Below are 20,287 nucleotides of genomic sequence, written 5' to 3'. Positions count from 1 at the left end.
CACTATTACATAGTCATAATCTTTTTTAAGTTCTTCGTAGCTTTGAGTTACTTCTGTGTTGAATTTGAATTCAACTCCTTGAGCTTCAGCAATTCTGAAGTCTCTTTCTATCATTTCATCAGAAATTCTAAATTCAGGAATTATATGACTTACAATTCCGTATGGTTTTGAAAGTTTTTCAAATACAACTACATCAACACCATTTCTTCTCAAATAAGAAGCTGCTGCTATACCAACTGGACCGGCTCCAATTACTGCTACTTTCTTGTCTGATTTTATATCAACTTTTTTAATTTCTTCTATAAACTTATCTTGTGCATTATTTGCTGCTATAAGTTTTATATCTTTAATTTGTAGTGATTTTTCATAATCAACTCTTGTACAGTGAGTTTGACAGTGATGAGCACATATTGTTCCCAAAATTGTAGGAGCTGTGTTGTCATTAGCTATGACTTTCATAGCTTCATCATATCTTTCTTCTGCAACTAATTTTAAATACTCAGGTATTTGTTGGTTGATTGGACAACCGCCATCTTTACAAGGCGCTTTAAAACAGTCAACTAAAGGAAGTTCAGATTCTGTCTTTCTTGATTTTACCTTTTCTCTATAAAGTTTATTATTTTCTTTAGCTTCAACTACTTCTTTAGCATATCTTGTAATATATTCTACATCGATATCTCTATATTCTTTTGCTAAAAGATCTTCTGATGCTTCTGCAATTTGTTTAAATCTTGGATATCCACCCGGTTTTAATATTGTTGTTGCCATTGTTATAGGTTGAACGCCTGTCTTTAATAAATCTCTTATATTAAGTGCATCTGCTCCACCTGAATAAGACATAGGTAACTTGCCGTCAAATTCTTTAGATAATTTAGCAGCTAAGCTTACAGTTAGTGGATATAGTGAACGTCCTGACATATACATTTCTTCTGAAGGAAGTTCATTTCTCTTTACATCAACAGGGAATGTATTTGTAAGTTTTAAACCGAATGCCTTATTTTCTGATTTTGCAAGTTTTTGTAATCGCTTGAACATTTCTATAGCATCTGCATATTGAAGATCATCTTTAAAGTGGAAATCTGTAAATGCAATGTAATCAAATCCCATTTCATCTAAAGTATTTCTTGCAAACTCATATCCTAAAAGTGTTGGGTTACATTTTATAAATGTATTTAATTTCTTTTCTTTTAACAGGTAATTAGCTATGCTTTCTATTTCAGCTGCCGGACATCCGTGAAGTGTTGAAAGCGTTATTGAATGACAGATTTCAGGAGAAATTTTTTCAACATCTTCTACTGTAAATTCTTTAAATTGCCCTATGTTTTCTCTTAAATATTCTTTACATTCTTTGAAGATTTCTGTATTAGAAGCATTTTTTAATCCTTCTATGTAATTTTCAACTTTTTCAGATTTGATTCCTTCAAGGTCATATCCTACAGACATATTGTACATAAAGTCCTTTTTGTCTGATATTCCAAGCTCTTTAGCTAAAACTTGAATTGCAAAATAAGCCTTTGTGTATTCATTAAACGCTTCTTGTACGGTAAGCTCTGTTGACCATTCACAGTTATAACACTCGTCTTCAGCCCAAATACATGGTCTTCCTATAGCTTGTTGAATTTGTTCTCCATCCATTACTTGAACTGTCTTTACTTCAATAAATCTTGAACCAGTCAAATATGAAGCTATTATATTTTGTGCTAATTGTGAATGAGGACCTGCAGCAGGACCTACAGCACTTGCTATTTCATCTCCAAAAACTGTTTTTAAATAATTTCCACTAGTATTTCTATAAAATTTGTCTTTGTGTACTCCGAAGATTGTCTCTTGATTTTTAAATTCTTCTAAACTCCACTCGATAAGATGTTTAAACGAAATTGGTCTCATAAATTCACTCATAATTATCCTCCTGTGACTTTAATGTACTGAAAACATTTGTAATGTTACAAATACAATTCCTAATTTTTTCCTACAAATATTACTTTGAGAACTCACGCACAGCGCAAGTTCTCACGTTAAATAATTACAAAGTATTTAGTCTTATAGACTAGGGTTTTGACCATCCCAAACTATTCTTCTATATCCTTCTTTATCAGTATCCCCTTCTGTTGAGAAGCAAAGTACTACTGAATTTTCATTTAAACCTAATTTTTCCTTTTCAGCTTTTAATGATTCATCTGTCAAAAGTTTGTGTACAACACCAGCTGTAACGGCTCCTGATTCACCGGAAATAACCTTAGTATCATTTCCTAGTGGATTTCCAAGTAGTCTCATTCCATGAGCTGCATATAAATCATCTACTGATAAGTAGAATTTAGCGTGTTTCTTTAATACAGGCCATCCAATTGTAACAGGTTCACCACAATTAAGTCCCGCCATAATTGAATCCATATCTCCTTCTACAATGTGAAGTTTTCCATCATCTGCTTTAGCTGTTCTAAATAAGCAATTTGCTTGATTTGGTTCAACTATTGTAATTACAGGCATGTTATCTTTCATAACATTTGCGAAGTATCCTGTTACAGCTGATGACATTGAACCTACTCCGGCTTGAAGGAATATATGAGTTGGCTCTTGTCCTTTTTCCTTTAATTCTTCATAAGCTTCTTTAGCCATTGTCATGTAGCCTTGCATAATCCAAGTTGGAATTTCTTCATATCCATCCCATGATGTATCTTGTACCATGATTCCATTATTTTCTTTTGCATATTTATCTGCAAGTCTTACACATTCATCATAGTTATATTCATAGATATCAGCATCTGCGTTTTCTTTTCTAATATTTTCAAGTCTTTCTTTTGCTGAACCCTTTGGCATGAACACTTTAGATTTTTGTCCTAATTGATTAGCTGTCCAAGCCACACCTCTTCCATGGTTCCCATCAGTGGCAGTTGCAAAAGTTACATCACCAAGTTTTTCTTTAATTTGTTCCGAAATCATTTTTTCATACGGAAGTTCACTAATATCCATTCCAAGTCTTTGAGCAATATAATTCCCTATTGCAAAACTTCCACCCAGTACCTTGAATGCGTTTAATCCAAATCTATATGATTCGTCTTTTACATTGATTGATTTAACCCCAACTTCTTTTGCTAAATCTTTAAGCTCTACTAAAGGTGTTTTAGAATATTGCGGAAAGCTTTTATGAAATTCTATTGCTTTTTTTGCCACTTCATCGTTTACAAAGTCTATGTTGACTTCATCTTTATTTAGTTCTAACTCAACTAAATTAAATTTATCCATCGTTTGCCTCCTAAAAACATCACTTTATCACATAAAATTAACTTGTTATATTTATTATAACAAATTAATTTTATCTTTTTATCATTTATTTTAAATTTAATAAAATTTTTTATTTGTTGATAATTTTAGTTCCTGTTTCACCCTTTAAAGCTGCTTTTGCTTTTTCAAGAGATGTAATAAGAGCTTCTCTTCCTTCTTTGCTCTTAACAAATCCAACTGCAGCTTCTACTTTTGGAAGCATTGAGCCGGCGCCAAATTCATTTGCATCAATATATTTTTGAACTTCTGCAATTGACAGTTCATCAAGCCATTTTTCATTTTCTTTTCCAAAGTTAATAGCCACTTTGTCAACAGCTGTTAATATTATAAGTGAGTCAGCATTTAATACTTCTGCTATCTTAGCTGATGTAAAGTCTTTATCAATAACTGCTGCAACACCTTCTAAACCGCTTTCAGTTTTTATAACAGGTATTCCGCCGCCACCGCCGCAGATAATAACCGCTTTACCAACTAGTGATTCAACAGCTTCTTTTTCAACTATATCAATTGGCTTTGGTGAAGGTACTACACGTCTATATCCTCTTCCAGAGTCTTCTTTCATTGTGTAACCTTTTGTTGCTTCAAGTTCTTTAGCTTCTTCTTCTGAATAGAATGTTCCTATAGGCTTTGTAGGATTTGAAAAAGCTTTGTCGTTTTTATCTACTAATGTTTGAGTTACTAGAGTAACTACAGGTTTATTAATATTTCTCTTTGCCAATTCATTTCCAATTGCATTTTGTAAATGATATCCTATATATCCTTGACTCATTGCTCCACATTCCGGGAAAGGCATAGATGGTACAGAGCTATCTGTTGCATTAGCTGTGCTCATAGCCAAATTTATCATACCCACTTGAGGTCCATTCCCATGAGCTACTATTACTTCATTACCTTCTTCAATTAAATCTACAATTGAAACCGCTGTATTTTTTACTGCTTCTTTTTGCTCTTCCGGAGTATCTCCTAGAGCATTTCCACCAAGTGCTAAAACTATTTTTTTCATTTAAAAATCCCTCTTTATTTTTTAAGTAAAAGAGCTCATGTAAAAATCCATGAGCTCAAAGTTTATTTCCTTAACAATTATTTTGTATAAATAGTAGGAAGTGCTGCATAAGTCGCTGCACATGTTACTAAGTCTTGTTTAAAAGTAACTTCGTTAGGTGCATGTGCTTGATCTTCAGCTCCTGGTCCAAAACCAATTACCGGAATTCCATGACGACCCATTATAGCTACACCATTTGTAGAGAAAGTCCATTTATCTGTAAGTGGTCTTGCAGCTCTCTTTTCTTCTTCTTTAATTATTGGAGGAGAAATTCTCTTATCTCCGTAAAGACCCTTGTAAGCTTCTTCCAATGCCTTAGTAACTTTGTGATCTTCAGGAATTACCCAAGTTGGGAAGTAAGCTTCTTGCTTATAAGAAAGTCCTGTCCAAGATGGTCTTTCATAATCATACATAGTAACTTTTGCATTGTGTTTTTTAGCTGCCGGTAAATCTTCAATTTCTTTTATACAAGATTCCCAAGTTTCACCAGCTGTCATTCTTCTGTCTAATGAAATTGCACAAGAGTCAGCTACTGCACATCTTGAAGGAGATGTGAAGAATATTTGTGAAGTTGTTACTGTTCCTCTTCCTAAGAATCTAGCTTCTTTCCATTCAGGGTTGTATTTTTCATCTAACATCTTAACTAGACCTTTGATTTCTACTGAATCATCAGCCGGGTTTTCATTAAGTTGTTCGATTTCTTTAAGGATTTCTGCCATTTTGTAAATAGCATTTTCTCCTCTTTCCGGAGCAGAACCGTGACAAGAAACACCTTGTACTTCAACTCTAATTTCCATTCTTCCTCTTTGTCCTCTATAGATACCACCATCAGTCGGTTCTGTAGAAACTACAAATTCAGGTTTGATCCCTTCTTGTTCAATCATATATAACCAACAGTTTCCATCACAGTCTTCTTCTTGAACTGTACCTGTAACTAGAACTCTGTACTTGTCATTTAAAAGACCTAAATCTTTCATGATTTTAGCACCATAAACAGCTGAAACCGGTCCACCTAATTGGTCAGAACCACCACGTCCGCCTATTAAGTCCTTATCTTCAAATCCTTCGTAAGGATCAAATTCCCAGTTGTCAATATTACCGATACCTACTGTATCAATATGTCCGTCAAATGCTATTTGAACTTCTCCAGTCCCCATTTCACCAAGAACATTTCCTTGTCCGTCGATCCAAGCTTTATCGAATCCAAGTTTTTCCATTTCTTCTTTAATTCTCTTAGCTTTATCGCCTTCTTCACAAGATTCTCCCTTAAGTCTAATTAAATCTCTTAAGAAAGCTACCATATCAGGTTCATATTCTTTTGCTTTTTCTTTTATTGCTTCAAAATCTAACATATTTATAACTCTCCTTATTTGTTAATTCTTGGAGTATCAGCGTTCCAAAGTTCTTCTAATTTTGCCTTAGGATTCTTTATCTTTTGTAAGAATATCATAGCTGCAATTATATATGGTTTGTAGCTAGCTTCTTGGTAAAGGTCTTTTCTATATCTGTCGAATACAGAAGCTTCAACTTCTCCTTCTTCAGTTGATACACCAGTTATATCAGCTGGAAGTGGGTGACAGTAAAGAGCTTTTCCGTCCTTAGTTGTACTCATTAATTCTTCAGTTACTGTCCAGTCTTTGTGTTCTGCATTTTGTTTTAATAATTCTTTTTCTAATTCATCGATTCCATCAAAGTCACCTGCTGAGTAAAGGTTAGTTCTCTTTTCCATTGCTGCAAAAGGTGCCCAAGATTTAGGATATACTATATCAGCATCTTTAAAAGCCTCAGCCATGTCATTAGTTACTGTGAAAGATCCGCCTGATTCTTCAGCATTCTTCTTAGCTATTTCAACGATATCTTCCATTACTTCATATCCTTCCGGATGAGCAAGTACAACGTCCATACCAAGTCTTGACCAAAGCGCTATACCACCTTGTGGGCAAGATAACGGTTTTCCGTATGAAGGAGAATAAGCCCAAGTAAGAGCTACTTTCTTACCTTTTAATGATTCAAGTCCATCAAAATAGTTTGCGAAGTGTAGTGTATCAGCCATCATTTGAGTTGGGTGATCTCTATCACATTGTAGAGATACTAAAGTAGGTCTTTGGTTAAGCGTTCCTTCTTCATATCCTCTTTGAACTGATTCAGCAAATTCAACTTGGTATTCATGTCCTTGTCCGATGTACATATCGTCTCTGATACCTACAACATCAGCCATAAATGAAACCATGTTAGCTGTTTCAAGTAAAGTTTCTCCATGAGCTATTTGAGATTTCTTTTCATCAAGATCTTGAACTTCAAGTCCTAATAAGTTACAAGCAGATGCGTATGAAAATCTTGTTCTTGTAGAATTATCTCTGAAAATTGAGATACCTAATCCGGAATCAAAAATCTTAGCAGATTTATTATTTTCTCTTAATTCTCTAATAGCATCAGCTACTACAAATACAGCTTCCAATTCTTCATCGCTTTTATCCCAAGTTAGTAAAAAGTCATCTTGGTATAAATTTTCAAAGTTTAAATCATCAAGCTTTCCTATCAAATCTTTAAATTCCATTTATTTCTCCTTCTTTACTCGCTCATTAGAGCTCTCAATATTTTTGATATACCTATAAATTGTTTGAATTGAAATGTCCAGCATTTCAGCAACCTTATTCACAGCACCTTTGTACTTGAACACTCCTAGGTTGTACATCTGTCTTATTGGATTTTCGTCGTGGTAAATGTGTCTTATTGGTATCGATCTGTCCCAGTAGATTAGTACATTATGTATGACGGCTTCTGTTATATCATCTAATGAATCTCCAAAATAGTCCTTACTATTAGATTCAGGTGACTCCTCTATACCATATAGTACAGCTTCGTTATAAAAATCTCTAAATTTCAAATAATCAGTAAGATCATAATTGATACTTATAAGACCTATTAACTCACCAGCTTCTTTTATGTAGTAAGTTGAAGCTCTGAAAACTTTTTGGTTGATTTCATTTATCATTATATAATTGGTAACATAATTGTTACTTTTATAATCAGCTTTCATTATTTTCTTAAGTGCATATCCCGTTATAGAATCTCCCACTTTTCTGCCTGAAAGATGACCATTTACTATATAGATGATATCGCTTTCTCCTTCATGAAAATTCCTAAGCACTACTTCACATTTCTTCCCTGTCACATTTGCCATGAAATCCACATAAGGTATGTAGGATTTTAAAAGTTGATTTTTTTCTAATTTATTCAACTTCTCACTCCTCTTAAGTTTATTTTATAATATTTTTTTCTAAAAATCAACTTTTTTAAGAAATTTTTTTTATAAATTTAGATTTTTTATAATTTTAATAAAATTTTTGCATTTTCAAGTTGATTTAAATAATTTTTTATTGGTATAATTTTTTATTGATTAATAAACGTATTCTTATACCATGTTTAATCAAAAAATAGTATATCATAGTTAACTAAAGCGTTCAATTTTAAATGTTAGAATTTTATCTTTATTTTTCATATCTTATTACTATTTTCTAATTTAAATGTTTGCTTTTAGCCATTTTAATAAAACAAAATTATTAATTTAATAATAATGTATTTCTCAATAAATTTTAGTAATAAAAAAATCGCCTTTTTAGATTTGTTCATATTTGCTTTTACTTGGTAATCTGCAAATATCATTGAAAGCGACTTTTTTATTTATTTTAGGAAATTACTATTTATTAATTACACTTATCTATTTCTTCTCTTTCTCTCTGTTCTTCTTCAATAGTCTTCTTAGGTAAAATTATATTTAAAAAGAAAACAACCATTGTAGCCAAAATTACAGGAGATGAAGTTAGTATCATATGAATTGTAGGATGAGCTGCTTCTAACAATTCAGTTGCCGGTTTTACTGAATTGATTCCCATTCCAAGTGCAATTCCCAAACCCACTATAGTAGAGTTTCTAACTGAAAGCTCTTCAGAAGTTATAAGCTTCATACCATTCATAGTTATCTGTGCAAAAACTGAAATAGTAGCTCCGCCAATTACACATTGAGGTATTGACATCATAACCCCTCCAAATTTTGGTATAAATCCTGCTATTAAAATCATTGCAGCAGTGATTACTAAAACTTTTCTAGCTACAACTTTGGTCATGGATACTATACCAACATTCTGTGAATATGTAGCTGTAGGAAGAGAACCCATAAATCCACCTAATATAGAAGATAGTCCCATAGACGTTATTCCTCCTGAGATTTCTACATCAGTAGCTTCTCTATCCAGCCCTCCTATAGTTGTTGAAGATAAATCTCCAACTGCTTGCACTGAGTTCACAATAAACATTATGGACATTACAAATAATGCGGATGGTACAAACTCTATTCCCATAGGTAAAATTTTGGGAAGTGTAAACCAAGCTGCATTTTGTGCATTTGTAAAATTAATAAACCCTGGGGCAATAGTTAAATTTAGAATAATAGAAACTATATAACCTACTAACATTCCCACTAGAATTGCAGCTAACTTAATTATCCCCTTTCCATACATATTACATATTAAAACTACAATCAATGTCAAAATTGCAACTCCCCAGTTGTAAATACTTCCATACATAGGATTGCCATTTCCACCTGCCATGTATCCAATTGCAACAGAATATAGTGACAATCCAATTGTCAACACTACTGTGCCACTAACTATCGGCGGGAAAAACTTTCTTATCTTCCCAATTAACATACCAACTATTATAGCTACAAATCCGCCTACAACTTCAGCGCCAAAAACAGCCGGCATTCCATATTTTAATCCTATTTGTAATAAAATAGGTATGTAGGAAAATGAAACCCCCATAATCACCGGTAATTTTGCACCGAATTTTAAAACAGGATAGAGTTGTATCATTGTAGCTATTGCAGCTAAAAACATTCCAGCTTGTATGATGTAGATAGATTGTTCTGGAGCTATTTCATGCGGCGTTCCCTTAAGAGCATTTGCAAGGACAAGTGCCGGAAGACTATTCCCTACAATCATAGCCAATAAATGTTGCAAAGCTATAGGAAACGACCTATTGAAACTTGGTTGTCCATCTAAATCAAACAGCGAATTATTGTTATTTTTTATCATATAAACCCCCCTTATGTTAATATTTTATCGTTATTAAGTACTCATATCAACCAAAAACTCCAGTTTTCACTGGAGTTAGTTATTATTTATATTTATTTACGCTATGCTTCTTTCTATATTTTCGTTGTATTTCCTATTTAATTCATCTTCTGTTATCTCAGAAGCTTTTACATCTAATACAACTTTACCTTTATTTAGCATAATTATTCTATCAGAATAATCAATAGCATTTTTTAAATTATGTGTAATCATCAAAGTAGTGATTTTTTCTCTTTTTATAAGGTTTGCTGTATTATCCATTATTATTTTAGAAGTCTTAGGGTCCAAGGCTGCTGTATGTTCATCTAGTAGTAATAGTGATGGTTTCTTTAAAGTTGCCATCAAAAGTGATAGCGATTGTCTTTGACCGCCTGAAAGAAATTTCACTTTTGTTTTTAATTTATTTTCAAGTCCTAAGTCAACTTCTTTCAATTTATTTACTATTAAATTTACGTCCGTGTTTCTCAACAACCTTGCAAACGAAAATTTCTCAGATTTTTTCAAAGATAGCGCCATATTTTCTAATATATCTAATGATGGGCTAACTCCTTTTGATGGATCTTGGCTTACTTTTCCGATATATACTGCTCTATCTTTTTCACAAAGCTTAGTCAAATCCACTCCGTTTAAATCTATGCTACCATTATCGACATCAATTGCTCCACTTATCATATTAAACAAAGTACTCTTTCCACATCCATTAGGGCCCAAAATTGTTGTGCATTTATTTTCTTCTATATCAAGTGAAAAATCATCAAATATCCTATTTTCTTCCGGCGTTGATGCGTAAAAAGTTTTGCTCAAATTTCTTATACTAAGCATTTTTATTCCTCCTACTTTGTATAAATTTTAATCCGTAAGTCGCCGTTGCATTATTGTATGCAATAAAAAGTATTACAATAAGTGCTGTTACCATTTTCAAGCTTTGTGGGTCAAGCCCTTTGTAAAGCGCAAGTCCTGCTATTAATCTATATGCTATTGCACCTATAATGGCTCTTGTAGTAACTCCCAATCTATTTGAATTTCTTAAAAAAGTATCTCCAATTATTATAGAAGCAAGTCCTGTTACTATCATTGTCGCTCCCATCCCTGCATCTGCAAACCCATTGTATTGTGCCATTAAACTTCCACTAAAGGCTATTATCGCATTTGAAATCATAAGTCCGAACATTGTATAAAAGTCAGGGTTTTGTCCCAATGATTTCACTAATGATTCGTTATCTCCTGTAACAAATAGAAGATATCCTTTTTCCGTTTTGAAAAAATAATCAAGGGCTAGTTTAACTAATATCACTATTATTCCTAATAACACTATCTTCGGAACATTTGGAAATTTTGTAAAAATAGTTTCGCTGTTTATAAGAGGTATGTTTGCCTTTCCAGTTATTTTTAAATTCACAGAGTATAGAATTGTCATGGTCAATATACCTGCTAATAATGCTTCTATCTTTAACTTTTTATAAAGTAGATATGTTATCCAACCTGCCAATAGTCCTCCTAAAAAACTAAATGCCATTCCAACATATATATTCATTCCTTGAGTTACAAATCTTGCAAATATGAATGCTCCTAAAGGAAATGTCCCTTCAAGTGATAAATCTGCTATTCTTAAAATCTTATATGTGATTACGACTCCTATTGACAATAGGGCAAATATTAATCCCATTTCTACAGATGCCGTAAAAACCGGCAATAGTCTTTCTAACATTTTTTCCTCCGTTTATTTACTTACTTCTTTTGCTCTTTCAAATAAATCTTTTCTATCAGAAATATTTAAAGCTTCAGCTGTATTTTTATTAACAACTCTTGTTGAATCTTGTAAAAATACTACCGGTATGTCAGATGTCTTTTCTCCATCTACTATTTTTTTAGCTATCTTAGCCGCTTCTTTTCCGAGTATGTTGTAATCAATTCCATCAGTTAATAACATTCCATTTTCAACCGGTCCTTCTTCTCCAGCTAAAGAAGGAATTTTATTTTCCATCAATACTTTTGAAATTGTAGTTGCCGCTGATGATGCTAAATTATCTTGTATTGCAAAGTATGCATCAATTTTAGGCACTAAAGAATTTATTGCTTGAGCAACATCGTTAGTTGTACTAAGTCCTTGTGCAACTATCTCTATTCCTTTTTTATCGGCAAAACTTTTTATTTCTTTTATCTGTGCTTCTGAATTTACTTCTCCTGTTGAGTATAGAATCCCTATGCTCTTTGTCTCAGGGAAAATTTCTAAAAATTTATTTAATTGAGTTTCTACTGAAAAGTAATCTGAAACTCCTGTCACATTTGCACCCGGGTTCTCATTACTTGCTACAAGCTCTGCACTTTCAGGGTCAGTTACTGCATTGAATATTATCGGAATATCTTTTACAGCACTTTGAGCTCCTTGTGCTGCCGGAGTAGCAATCGCATAGATTAAATCTACTCCATCTCCTTCAAACTTTTTGGCAGTTGTCGGAATAAGACTCATATCCGCTTGCACATTTACAACTTCAAAATCGGCATCTACTCCCAAAGTTTTCAGTTCTTCCACAAAACCTTCTCTGGCTCTATCAAGTGCAACGTGTTCTGCAAATTGTATAATTCCAACTTTAACTTTATCTCCATTTGAATTCTCAACTTTAGAATTCTTTGTTTCTGTGTTTGCACATCCTACTAACACTAAACTGATAAGTACTAATAATAATTTTTTCATCTCTTTTTCCTCCTTAATAAAAAAGCCCTTCAACCCCTCCAGTATGAGGGGCGAAGGACTAAACTCCGCGGTACCACCCTGATTATAGCATTTGCTACATCTCTTTTCCGGTAACGACAGACACGTATCTACTTACTGTTATTTCAATAGATAGCCTGAGGAATGTATTAAAATACCGTTTAATATCGACTCTCAGCTCAGTCCGACTCTCTGTGATTAACCTTGCATTTCTTTCTTTCCTCAATAGGCTTTTTAAATTAATATGAATTATAGTACTATATCAGTTTAAAGTCAAGATTAATTATTGAATTTTTTCTGCATCTTTAAAACTATCTGCATTTAAGTCTACACCTAATGCTTCAGCAGTTTTTACATTTACAAGTTTTGTATTAACTTCATTTAATTCAACAGGAATATCATCAACTTGTTCTCCATTTAAAATTTTTACAGCCATTCTACCTGCTTGCTTTCCTTGTTCTTTATAATTAACCCCTTCACTCATCAACAGACCATTTTTAACTTGTCCTTCTTCTGCTGATAGTGATGGCAATTTACTCTTTATAAGAGTATCAGAAACAATAGGAGCAGCATTTGCCACTAAATTATCTGTTAGAGCAAACAATGCATCAATCTTAGGCGCTATTGAAGCAACAGCTTGAGGAATATCAGTTACTGCACTTACGCCAACAGTTTCAAGTTCAATTCCCCTCTTGGATAAATTCCCCTTTAATTCTTCTATTTGCACCAAAGAATTTTGCTCAGATGTGTTATAAATCACTCCAAAAGTTTTTATGTTAGGGTATATTTTCAAGAAGCTATCAATTTGAGCTTCACTACTTACATAATCTGAAACCCCAGTTACATTTGAATCAGGTTTTTCAAATGTTTTTACAAGTTCAGCACCTATAGGATCTGTTACTGCGCTAAAAACAATCGGAATATCTGTCACAGTATTTTTGGCAGCTTGTGCAGCTGGAGTTGCAATTGCATAGATTAAATCCACGCCATCCGCTTTTAAGCTTTGAGCAATTGTGTTAGTAAGAGACATATCTCCATTTGCAGATTGTTCAATAACTTCAGCATCAATTCCACTTTCTTTAAGTTGTTCGATGAATCCTTCTCTTGCTGCATCTAATGATACGTGATCCATAAATTGTACAATTCCAACTTTAACTTTCTTTCCACTGTCTTTTCCACCTTCTGCAGCTTGTTCAGCTGGTTTACTACTTTGACAACCAACTAGCAACAAAAGAACTAGTAGCGATAATAACTTTTTCATTTTTCCCTCCTAAATACACTCTTAAAATTTTTAAGTTTTAAATTTATTTTGTATGAGCTAAGGCCTTAAAGCTCTTTAAAATACATTTTTAATTCTTACAGCAGCAATATACAATTTTAGATAATAAAAAAAGCTCCGTCCTACATAGGACGAAGCATCGTGGTACCACCTAATTTTATAATCTAACTTTATGTATAGATTACCTCACTAGCGTCAATAAACGCCTTGCCTTAGATAACGGTGGCCGCCGTAACAGTCTACTTAAAATTTCTACCATTAAGCTCAAGAGTGAATATTACATACTTACTTTATATCGGCTCTCACCAACCCCGACTCTCTTTGATAAAGATACATATCTTTTTCTCTTTCTCAGCTTTAAATGTATTCTACTTTAAAGTACAATTGATGTCAACAAGTTTTTTAATTTATTATCTATAGATAATAAATTGTTATATTCTAAATCATAAGTTCAAATCCATATTCGTGAAAAGTATATTTTTCGTCTATGACCTCTTTGTACATACCTGGAACTTGTGTAAAGCCGTTTTTTATATATAAGTTTATAGCCGGTATATTTTCTCTAATTACTAAAAATCTTATACATTCTCCGCCCATTTCCTTTGCTACTTTTTTTGCACATTCAATGGTCTTAAATCCAAAGCCCTTATTTAGATACTTAACATTTACACCAAATCTATAAAAATATATTATTTTTTTATTCATTTCCCCCCATTCAATTCCCTCTGACATACTTCTTTCTGGACTTATTTTTATACAAGATATTATTTCTTCTCCATCTCTTAACAAATAGAGAGATTGCTCCAAGATATCTTGTTCTAAAAAACAAAAAGGATATTCTTCATTCCAAAAATTCATCCCATCACTTTCTATCTTTTTTACAAGCTCTCCATATATTGTGTTTATCTTTGGTAAATCAGCTATTGTAGCTTTTATGAATTTCATATTTTAAAATCAACTTACTTACCATTTACTTTTTTCTCTTGTAAATTGAGGCAAATTTTCTCTTGTGTTCAGAATTTTTGTGCATCCTATCTATTTTTTCGCCAACTTCTCCAGCAGCTTTTTCTCCTCTGATGTGAGCATTTAGAATAGCATAGCTAAATCCCATTTCTTTTTCATCTGTCTGTTCTTCCCAAAGTCCCGCAGATGGCTCTTTATCTATAATTTTACTTGGTATCCCAAGTTCTCTTGCCAGCTCATAAACTTCGTCTTTTAAAAATTCAGCTAGAGGTATTAAGTCAGACCCTGAATCTCCATACTTTGTATAGTATCCAATGTAAAATTCAGAAGCATTTGAACTTCCTAAAACTAAATACCTTAAATCTTGTGCATAATAATAGAGAGTTGTCATTCTAAGACGTGGTTTTATGTTTGATCTAGCCATTTTATTCTCAGAATTAAATGAACTTGATATCAACTGTCTATAAGTTTGAGTTAAGTCAACTTTTTCAATTTTTAAATCTATCGCTTCAGCAACTAGTCTTGCGTCTGCTTCATCATTTTCATCGCTCTCACAAGGTAAAATCAAACCCAATGTCGTATCTGGAAATGCAAGTTTTGCCAGTGCTCCAACTACCGCTGAATCTATTCCTCCGCTCAGTCCCAATATAAGACCTTTTGCCCCCGCGTTTTCAACTGTTTCTCTCATCCATTTTACTACATCTTCAATTTCTCTTTTCATAATTCCCTCTTAATAAAGTATTTTATTTCCCTTGACCGGCAATAAGATGATATTTTTTACTTCATAACTAACTCCCCCGCCCGTCATATTCATCATATCTTTTACAAGTTTGTCATCATCTAATCTTTTATGCAAAGTCACTTCAACTTTGTCTGTATAATTTTCATTTAAAATTATATATTCATTTTTTATTAGATAATTAGTTATTGCTCCGTGAAAAGTGTAGTCATACGAAAACGCAATTTCTTCATGCTCAATCATAGACACAACTATCCCTGCATCTATTGCCACTTTTGCCGTCTTAGTGTAGGCTCTTACCAGCCCTCCCGCTCCTAGCAAAGTACCCCCAAAGTATCTGGTCGCAACCACCAAAACATTGGTTAGTTCTTCTTTTTTTAAAACTTCAAGCATTGGTATGCCTGCCGTCCCGGAAGGCTCTCCGTCATCGTTATACCTTTGAATAAGTCTGTCTTCTCCAATTATATAAGCGCTACAATTATGAGTTGCATCTCTATACTCTGCCTTTATCTTTTCAATTTTTTCAAGAGCTTCTTCTTCGCTGTGAACAATGAAGCTATGTCCTATAAATTTAGATTTCTTCTCAATAAATTCATCCCGTCCATTTTTAAATATACTTAAAAACATCACATAACAAACCTTTCATACTTTCTAAATTCAGCTTCACTTAACACTACTTCAAGACTAACCCCATCTTCTCTGTATTCTAAATTTTCATGATTGTGTTTATTCAAAATTTCCGACAATGTATCTGAATCGGCATATCCTATTAAAAGTTTTACATTATAAAATCTTTCAGGTAAGTTTTCCTCTATCGCTTTTAAGAGTTTTTCCATACTTTGATCGTGCGTAGCTGAAATATAAATCCTATTTTCGCCATGCCTTGGATTTATCATCAGATCTCCGCCTACTCTGTCCATTTTATTAAACACAGTTAAGATTCTACTTCTATCAACTTTAAGTTCTTCTAGTATATCCATTGTGGTCTTATATTGAATTTCCAAATCTTCGTTTGAAGCATCTATTACATGTAGTATTAAATCTGAATGTTTTATTTCTTCAAGAGTTGACTTAAATGCTTCTACAAGTTTTGTAGGCAATTTAGATACAAATCCAACCGTATCTGAAATTATAAAGTCCATTCCATTTAACAGTTTTGCCTTTCTTGAACTTGGGTCAAGAGTCGCAAAAAGCATATCCTTTACAAATACTTCTTTTGCATCTGAAATTTTTATTCTATTTAAGATGGTAGATTTCCCTGCATTGGTATATCCAACTAAAGAAACTATAGGAATCATTGAATTTTTTCTGCCGGTTCTTTGAGTTTCTCTGGTCTTCTCCGCCTTTTTCAACTTTTCCTTTATGGTTTGAATTTCTCTTAATATTCTACGCCTGTCAGTTTCAATTATCTGTTCCCCCGGTCCTCTTGTTCCAATTCCTCCCCCAGTTCTGGACCAACCATCAATCCCCAAAAGCCTCGGCAATTGATAGCTTAATTGAGCTAATTGAACCTGTAATTTAGCCTCATAAGTTGAAGCACGTATTGCAAATATATCAAGTATAAGGTTTGTTCTATCTAAAATTTTTACCTTTAATTCATCTTCTATATTTCTAAGTTGCACACCTGAAAGTTCGTCATTAAAAACAACTACATTGGCCTCAAGCTTTGGTATCATATCTTTTATTTCTTGTAATTTTCCTGTACCAATTAAAAACTTTGGAGAGTACTTATCTATATTTTGAGTTACCACTCCCACAACTTCAGCCCCTGCTGCTTTTACCAACTCTTCTAGCTCATTTATTGAAGTCGCCAGACTATGAGGTCTAGCCCCTATGTCCGTTCCAACTATTATTACTCTTTCTATTTTGTTATTTATATTATTTTCCATAATGACATTATACAATAATTATAACCAATTAGCTAAATTCTGTATTAAATTTATGTTAAAGTGGTATAAATGTATTAAAGGTGGTGTACTATGTTAAAAAAATTATTGTTAAAAAGTGCTAAAAAAGCTGTAATTGCAAAAGTTACCGGTAAAAAAAGTCTATTCCCAACTAAACGACTTGCTAAAATTATATATTTAAACACCCGAATAAAAGCTAGAAATAAATTTGGAAAATATATGTAATTATATAATTAAACTTCTTCAATTAAAAAATAGCCCGTAGATGTTACCATTTACGAGCTATTTTTATCTATCCTTGTAGGCCTCTTGCCTGTCTGTCCATATCTTCGATAACTATATCAAATATTTCACCAAGGGTTGAACAATATTCTAAAACTTTCCAAGGTTCATTTGTGTGAAAATGAATTTTTATGAGTTCATCATCTCCAACGACAAGAAGGCAATCCCCTTTGAAATTATTTACAAAATAGTCATTTATTTTTTCTTCACTTAAATTTTTACCTTCAATTAAAAGTTGTGTATCATATCTAAATTCTATCATTACAATCCTTCTTTCTAAAATTAAAAAGCGACTTTATATACCAATGCCATAAAACAAATTATTATAGCAAAAGGAACATACAGATACCTACCTATGTTGTACCATAAATCGCCATATTTTTTCTTAGATGAAGTATTTATTTCTTCTAACAATTCTCTTTTCTTCAAAATCCAAAACCATGAAACAGCACCTATTGTAGCTCCTATTGGAATTATATAGATAGAAACTAGATCCATCCAAGGTCCCCATTTACTTATAGGTTCCATATTTACACCTATTCCAAATAAAAGAAGCCCAAGAAAAGCCAAGACAGACTTTCTCTTTAACTTTGGAAATTTATGAATCAAAGATTCTGTAACTACTTCAAGCATATTTTGAAGAGAGGATATCCCCCCAAAAATTACAGCAGTATATAGAACTATCGCAAATATTCTTCCCCCGGGAATATCTTGTAATATCTTAGGTAAAACAACAAATAAAAGTCCCGGTCCGCCAGCTTGATCCATTCCATACGCAAACACAGCCGGCACCATTACAAATGCTGCAACCATAGCTGCTACGGTATCAAATATTGCAGTTTGTTTGCTTGCATCGACTATATCTTCAGACTTTGAAAGATATGCACCACAAACTATCATCCCTGAACCAGTAACTGAAAGAGAGAAAAATGCTTGTCCCATTGCAGTTACAATTGTGTTCACATTTAAAACTTTTGAGAAATCAGGTTTCAACATAAAAACATATCCATCAATAGCTCCCGGAATCATAGCAACTCTAACCATTAAAATTAAAAATAACACAAAAAATGCAGGCATCATTATCTTATTTGATCTTTCTATTGAATCCGCACCCTTTATACAAGTAAGTAAAGTTACAAATAAAATAATTGCATGATAAGGAACTACAGAGTAATCCATTCCTGAGAACTGTTCAAACCATTCCCCTGAATCAACACTCATAAGTGTACCGGTTATAGATTGACCCAAAGCCTTTGCAACATAAGAGATGATTACAGCATATCCAAGTGCGATACACAAAGACCCTATCAAAGGTAAAAAACCTATAAACTTACCTACAGCTCCAAGATTTCTCGAATTCCAAGCATATTCATAAGCCCCCAATGTACCGGTGTTAGCTCTTCTTCCTATTGCAAATTCTGCAGACAGAGCAACATATCCAAAGACTAAAACAAAAAATAGATACACTAATAAAAAAGCTCCCCCACCATTTTGTTGTAACTTATATGGAAATCCCCATACATTTGCCATGCCAACTGCCGAACCAACAGCTGTTAAAATAAATCCTATTTTAGAACTAAAAGTTCTATTTTTATTTTCCATATACAAACCTCCTATTTATACTTTGCTACCAAATGACAAATAGGTATATTTCTAGATCTCCATTTTGACTCATATTCTGTAACAATATTTTCAGGATAATCTTCAAGTTTCATATCAAATGTGCAATTAGTAAGCTCAAAACCACTCTCTTTAAAATATTCAATAGTGTCTTCAAAAAATGGTCTATCATCAGTCTTTAAAACTATTTCCGAACCATACTTTAATATATTTTTATATCTGTCCAAAAATCTTTTGTGAGTTAATCTTCTCTTGTGATGTCTTTTCTTTGGCCAAGGATTACAAAAATTTATGTATATCCTTTCTATCTCTCCCCTTTCAAAGATTCCCTCAACCTTTTCAGCATTGATTGAAATTCCCCTCACATTAAAACATTCTTCTTCAGCAATTTTTCTCGCTGCATATGCAAATGCATTAGTTTCCATTTCAATGCCTATAAAATTGATATTAGGCTCCCTTTTTGACATCTTAGTTATAAAACTTCCCTTTCCTGAACCAATTTCAAGATGTATTGGATTTTCATTCCCGAATACAGTCTTCCATTTACCTTTGTATACTTCAGGCTCAAAAAATATATATGGGTTCTGTTCCATTTCAGGAATAGCCCAATGTTTTTTTCTAAGTCTCATTATTTCTCCTTAAATTTAAATCTCAGTACATTGCTCTTAATAAATTTAGATTCGACATAGATTCTTTTCCCATTTAAAGCAATATACTATCAACTTGCATTTCTCATTATGCCATAAATAAGTATCTTTTTCAATTGAATATGACAAATTTACAATTGTTAATGTCACAATATAAATAAAATTTATTATTTGCAAAAAATAATTAAAAATAATCGAGTACTGGCTAACCTTTTACCGTTTGGTAACGGGCGGTTCAATATTTTCTTGTACTGTACTATTTATTTACTTTAACTTTATTCTTCTATCATTAGAACCTTGAGAATTGGATACGCCTATTCTTGTATTCCATCAAATCATAACTATAGTCCTTCAAATACTGCAATTAATATTATTAAGTCCTTCTGCATCTATGTATACTATGGCATCTGCTGACTTCTCACTATTCGTTGTTGCTGCTGTATCGCTAGTGAGACCTCACGGGACAAGCCCTAATACTTTCATCGTTTACTTGCAGGATTTACACATTGGATTTACAGTTGCCTTTTGGATCTTTATTAGTTTTAGCCGGCTTTCACACCTGTTACGACTTGTATCCTGTTTCTGTCCGTCAAGCCACGATTTCGCTATTGCTTTCTCTCCCACATGTCGCCATGCGAAACTTGCAAGTAGCTATAAGATTCGTCGACAACTACGCTC

19 protein-coding genes and 2 other annotated features are annotated in these 20,287 nt (G+C 33.0%); of the genes, 1 reads left to right on the top strand and 18 read right to left on the bottom strand.

Annotated elements, in window-relative coordinates; all coding sequences use genetic code 11:
- The 15 genes from ygfK to hflX form a co-directional block, all read right to left on the bottom strand.
- Positions 1-1,899, bottom strand: a 1,899-nt coding sequence (gene ygfK / locus SOR77_RS08605) for a putative selenate reductase subunit YgfK (RefSeq protein ID WP_320636702.1), incomplete at its 3' end; no start/stop codon positions are given.
- A 141-nt stretch (positions 1,900-2,040) separates the two neighbouring features.
- Positions 2,041-3,243, bottom strand: a complete 1,203-nt coding sequence (gene dpaL, locus SOR77_RS08600) for a diaminopropionate ammonia-lyase (protein ID WP_320636701.1) — start codon at positions 3,241-3,243, stop codon at positions 2,041-2,043.
- 109 nt (positions 3,244-3,352) lie between these two features.
- Positions 3,353-4,285, bottom strand: a complete 933-nt coding sequence (gene arcC, locus SOR77_RS08595; RefSeq protein ID WP_320636700.1) for a carbamate kinase — start codon at positions 4,283-4,285, stop codon at positions 3,353-3,355.
- A gap of 77 nt (positions 4,286-4,362) precedes the next feature.
- The gene (locus SOR77_RS08590) at positions 4,363-5,676 is read right to left on the bottom strand and encodes a YgeY family selenium metabolism-linked hydrolase (RefSeq protein ID WP_320636699.1); all 1,314 of its coding nucleotides are present in this window, start codon (positions 5,674-5,676) and stop codon (positions 4,363-4,365) included.
- A 14-nt stretch (positions 5,677-5,690) separates the two neighbouring features.
- Positions 5,691-6,881, bottom strand: a complete 1,191-nt coding sequence (gene ygeW, locus SOR77_RS08585; protein ID WP_320636698.1) for a knotted carbamoyltransferase YgeW — start codon at positions 6,879-6,881, stop codon at positions 5,691-5,693.
- Positions 6,882-7,565, bottom strand: coding sequence for a transcriptional regulator (locus tag SOR77_RS08580; RefSeq protein WP_320636697.1), 684 nt, complete (start codon positions 7,563-7,565; stop codon positions 6,882-6,884).
- A 466-nt stretch (positions 7,566-8,031) separates the two neighbouring features.
- Positions 8,032-9,420 (bottom strand): uracil-xanthine permease family protein, encoded by a 1,389-nt coding sequence (locus SOR77_RS08575; RefSeq protein ID WP_320636696.1) that lies wholly within the window; start codon positions 9,418-9,420, stop codon positions 8,032-8,034.
- A 96-nt stretch (positions 9,421-9,516) separates the two neighbouring features.
- The gene (locus tag SOR77_RS08570) at positions 9,517-10,281 is read right to left on the bottom strand and encodes an ABC transporter ATP-binding protein (protein ID WP_320636695.1); all 765 of its coding nucleotides are present in this window, start codon (positions 10,279-10,281) and stop codon (positions 9,517-9,519) included.
- Complete coding sequence (locus SOR77_RS08565; protein ID WP_320636694.1) at positions 10,274-11,167, bottom strand: ABC transporter permease subunit; 894 nt, start codon at positions 11,165-11,167, stop codon at positions 10,274-10,276. The genes SOR77_RS08570 and SOR77_RS08565 overlap by 8 nt, the downstream gene beginning before the upstream one ends.
- Positions 11,168-11,179: 12 nt before the next feature.
- Positions 11,180-12,154, bottom strand: a complete 975-nt coding sequence (locus SOR77_RS08560; protein ID WP_320636693.1) for an ABC transporter substrate-binding protein — start codon at positions 12,152-12,154, stop codon at positions 11,180-11,182.
- Positions 12,155-12,197: 43 nt separating this feature from the next.
- Positions 12,198-12,408 (bottom strand) — a binding site (T-box leader).
- Between the two features lie 47 nt (positions 12,409-12,455).
- Positions 12,456-13,433: an ABC transporter substrate-binding protein gene (locus SOR77_RS08555; RefSeq protein WP_320636692.1), complete on the bottom strand. Its 978-nt coding sequence runs from the start codon at positions 13,431-13,433 to the stop codon at positions 12,456-12,458.
- Between the two features lie 142 nt (positions 13,434-13,575).
- Positions 13,576-13,813: a binding site (T-box leader), on the bottom strand.
- A gap of 76 nt (positions 13,814-13,889) precedes the next feature.
- Positions 13,890-14,396 carry a GNAT family N-acetyltransferase gene (locus tag SOR77_RS08550; protein WP_320636691.1) on the bottom strand — a complete coding sequence of 169 codons (507 nt, stop codon included), beginning with the start codon at positions 14,394-14,396 and terminating at the stop codon, positions 13,890-13,892.
- Between the two features lie 25 nt (positions 14,397-14,421).
- Complete coding sequence (gene nadE, locus SOR77_RS08545; protein WP_320636690.1) at positions 14,422-15,135, bottom strand: NAD(+) synthase; 714 nt, start codon at positions 15,133-15,135, stop codon at positions 14,422-14,424.
- A gap of 9 nt (positions 15,136-15,144) precedes the next feature.
- A complete protein-coding gene (locus SOR77_RS08540; protein WP_320636689.1) occupies positions 15,145-15,780 on the bottom strand; it encodes a YigZ family protein in 636 nt (211 codons plus the stop codon).
- Complete coding sequence (gene hflX, locus SOR77_RS08535) at positions 15,780-17,042, bottom strand: GTPase HflX (RefSeq protein WP_320636688.1); 1,263 nt, start codon at positions 17,040-17,042, stop codon at positions 15,780-15,782. Before hflX ends, SOR77_RS08540 begins: the two co-directional genes overlap by 1 nt.
- Before the next feature lie 90 nt (positions 17,043-17,132).
- Between hflX and SOR77_RS08530 the strand changes: the two genes are divergently transcribed.
- Positions 17,133-17,285: a hypothetical protein gene (locus tag SOR77_RS08530; protein ID WP_320636687.1), complete on the top strand. Its 153-nt coding sequence runs from the start codon at positions 17,133-17,135 to the stop codon at positions 17,283-17,285.
- A 67-nt stretch (positions 17,286-17,352) separates the two neighbouring features.
- On the opposite strand, the gene SOR77_RS08525 is transcribed toward SOR77_RS08530, so the two are convergent.
- From SOR77_RS08525 to trmB, 3 genes are read right to left on the bottom strand one after another with little or no spacing between them, the layout of a single operon-like run.
- Positions 17,353-17,604 carry a kinase to dihydroxyacetone kinase gene (locus SOR77_RS08525; RefSeq protein WP_320636686.1) on the bottom strand — a complete coding sequence of 84 codons (252 nt, stop codon included), beginning with the start codon at positions 17,602-17,604 and terminating at the stop codon, positions 17,353-17,355.
- 20 nt (positions 17,605-17,624) lie between these two features.
- The gene (locus tag SOR77_RS08520) at positions 17,625-18,944 is read right to left on the bottom strand and encodes a sodium-dependent transporter (RefSeq protein WP_320636685.1); all 1,320 of its coding nucleotides are present in this window, start codon (positions 18,942-18,944) and stop codon (positions 17,625-17,627) included.
- 11 nt (positions 18,945-18,955) lie between these two features.
- On the bottom strand, positions 18,956-19,591 hold the full coding sequence (trmB, locus tag SOR77_RS08515; protein WP_320636684.1) for a tRNA (guanosine(46)-N7)-methyltransferase TrmB: 636 nt from the start codon (positions 19,589-19,591) through the stop codon (positions 18,956-18,958).
- Positions 19,592-20,287 lie beyond the last annotated feature (696 nt).

It is taken from the genome of Peptoniphilus sp., from assembly GCF_034090345.1.
Lineage (GTDB): Bacteria > Bacillota > Clostridia > Tissierellales > Peptoniphilaceae > Peptoniphilus.
Note: the sequence above shows the minus strand (reverse complement) of the source record. Positions and strands in the feature narration are given on the sequence as shown.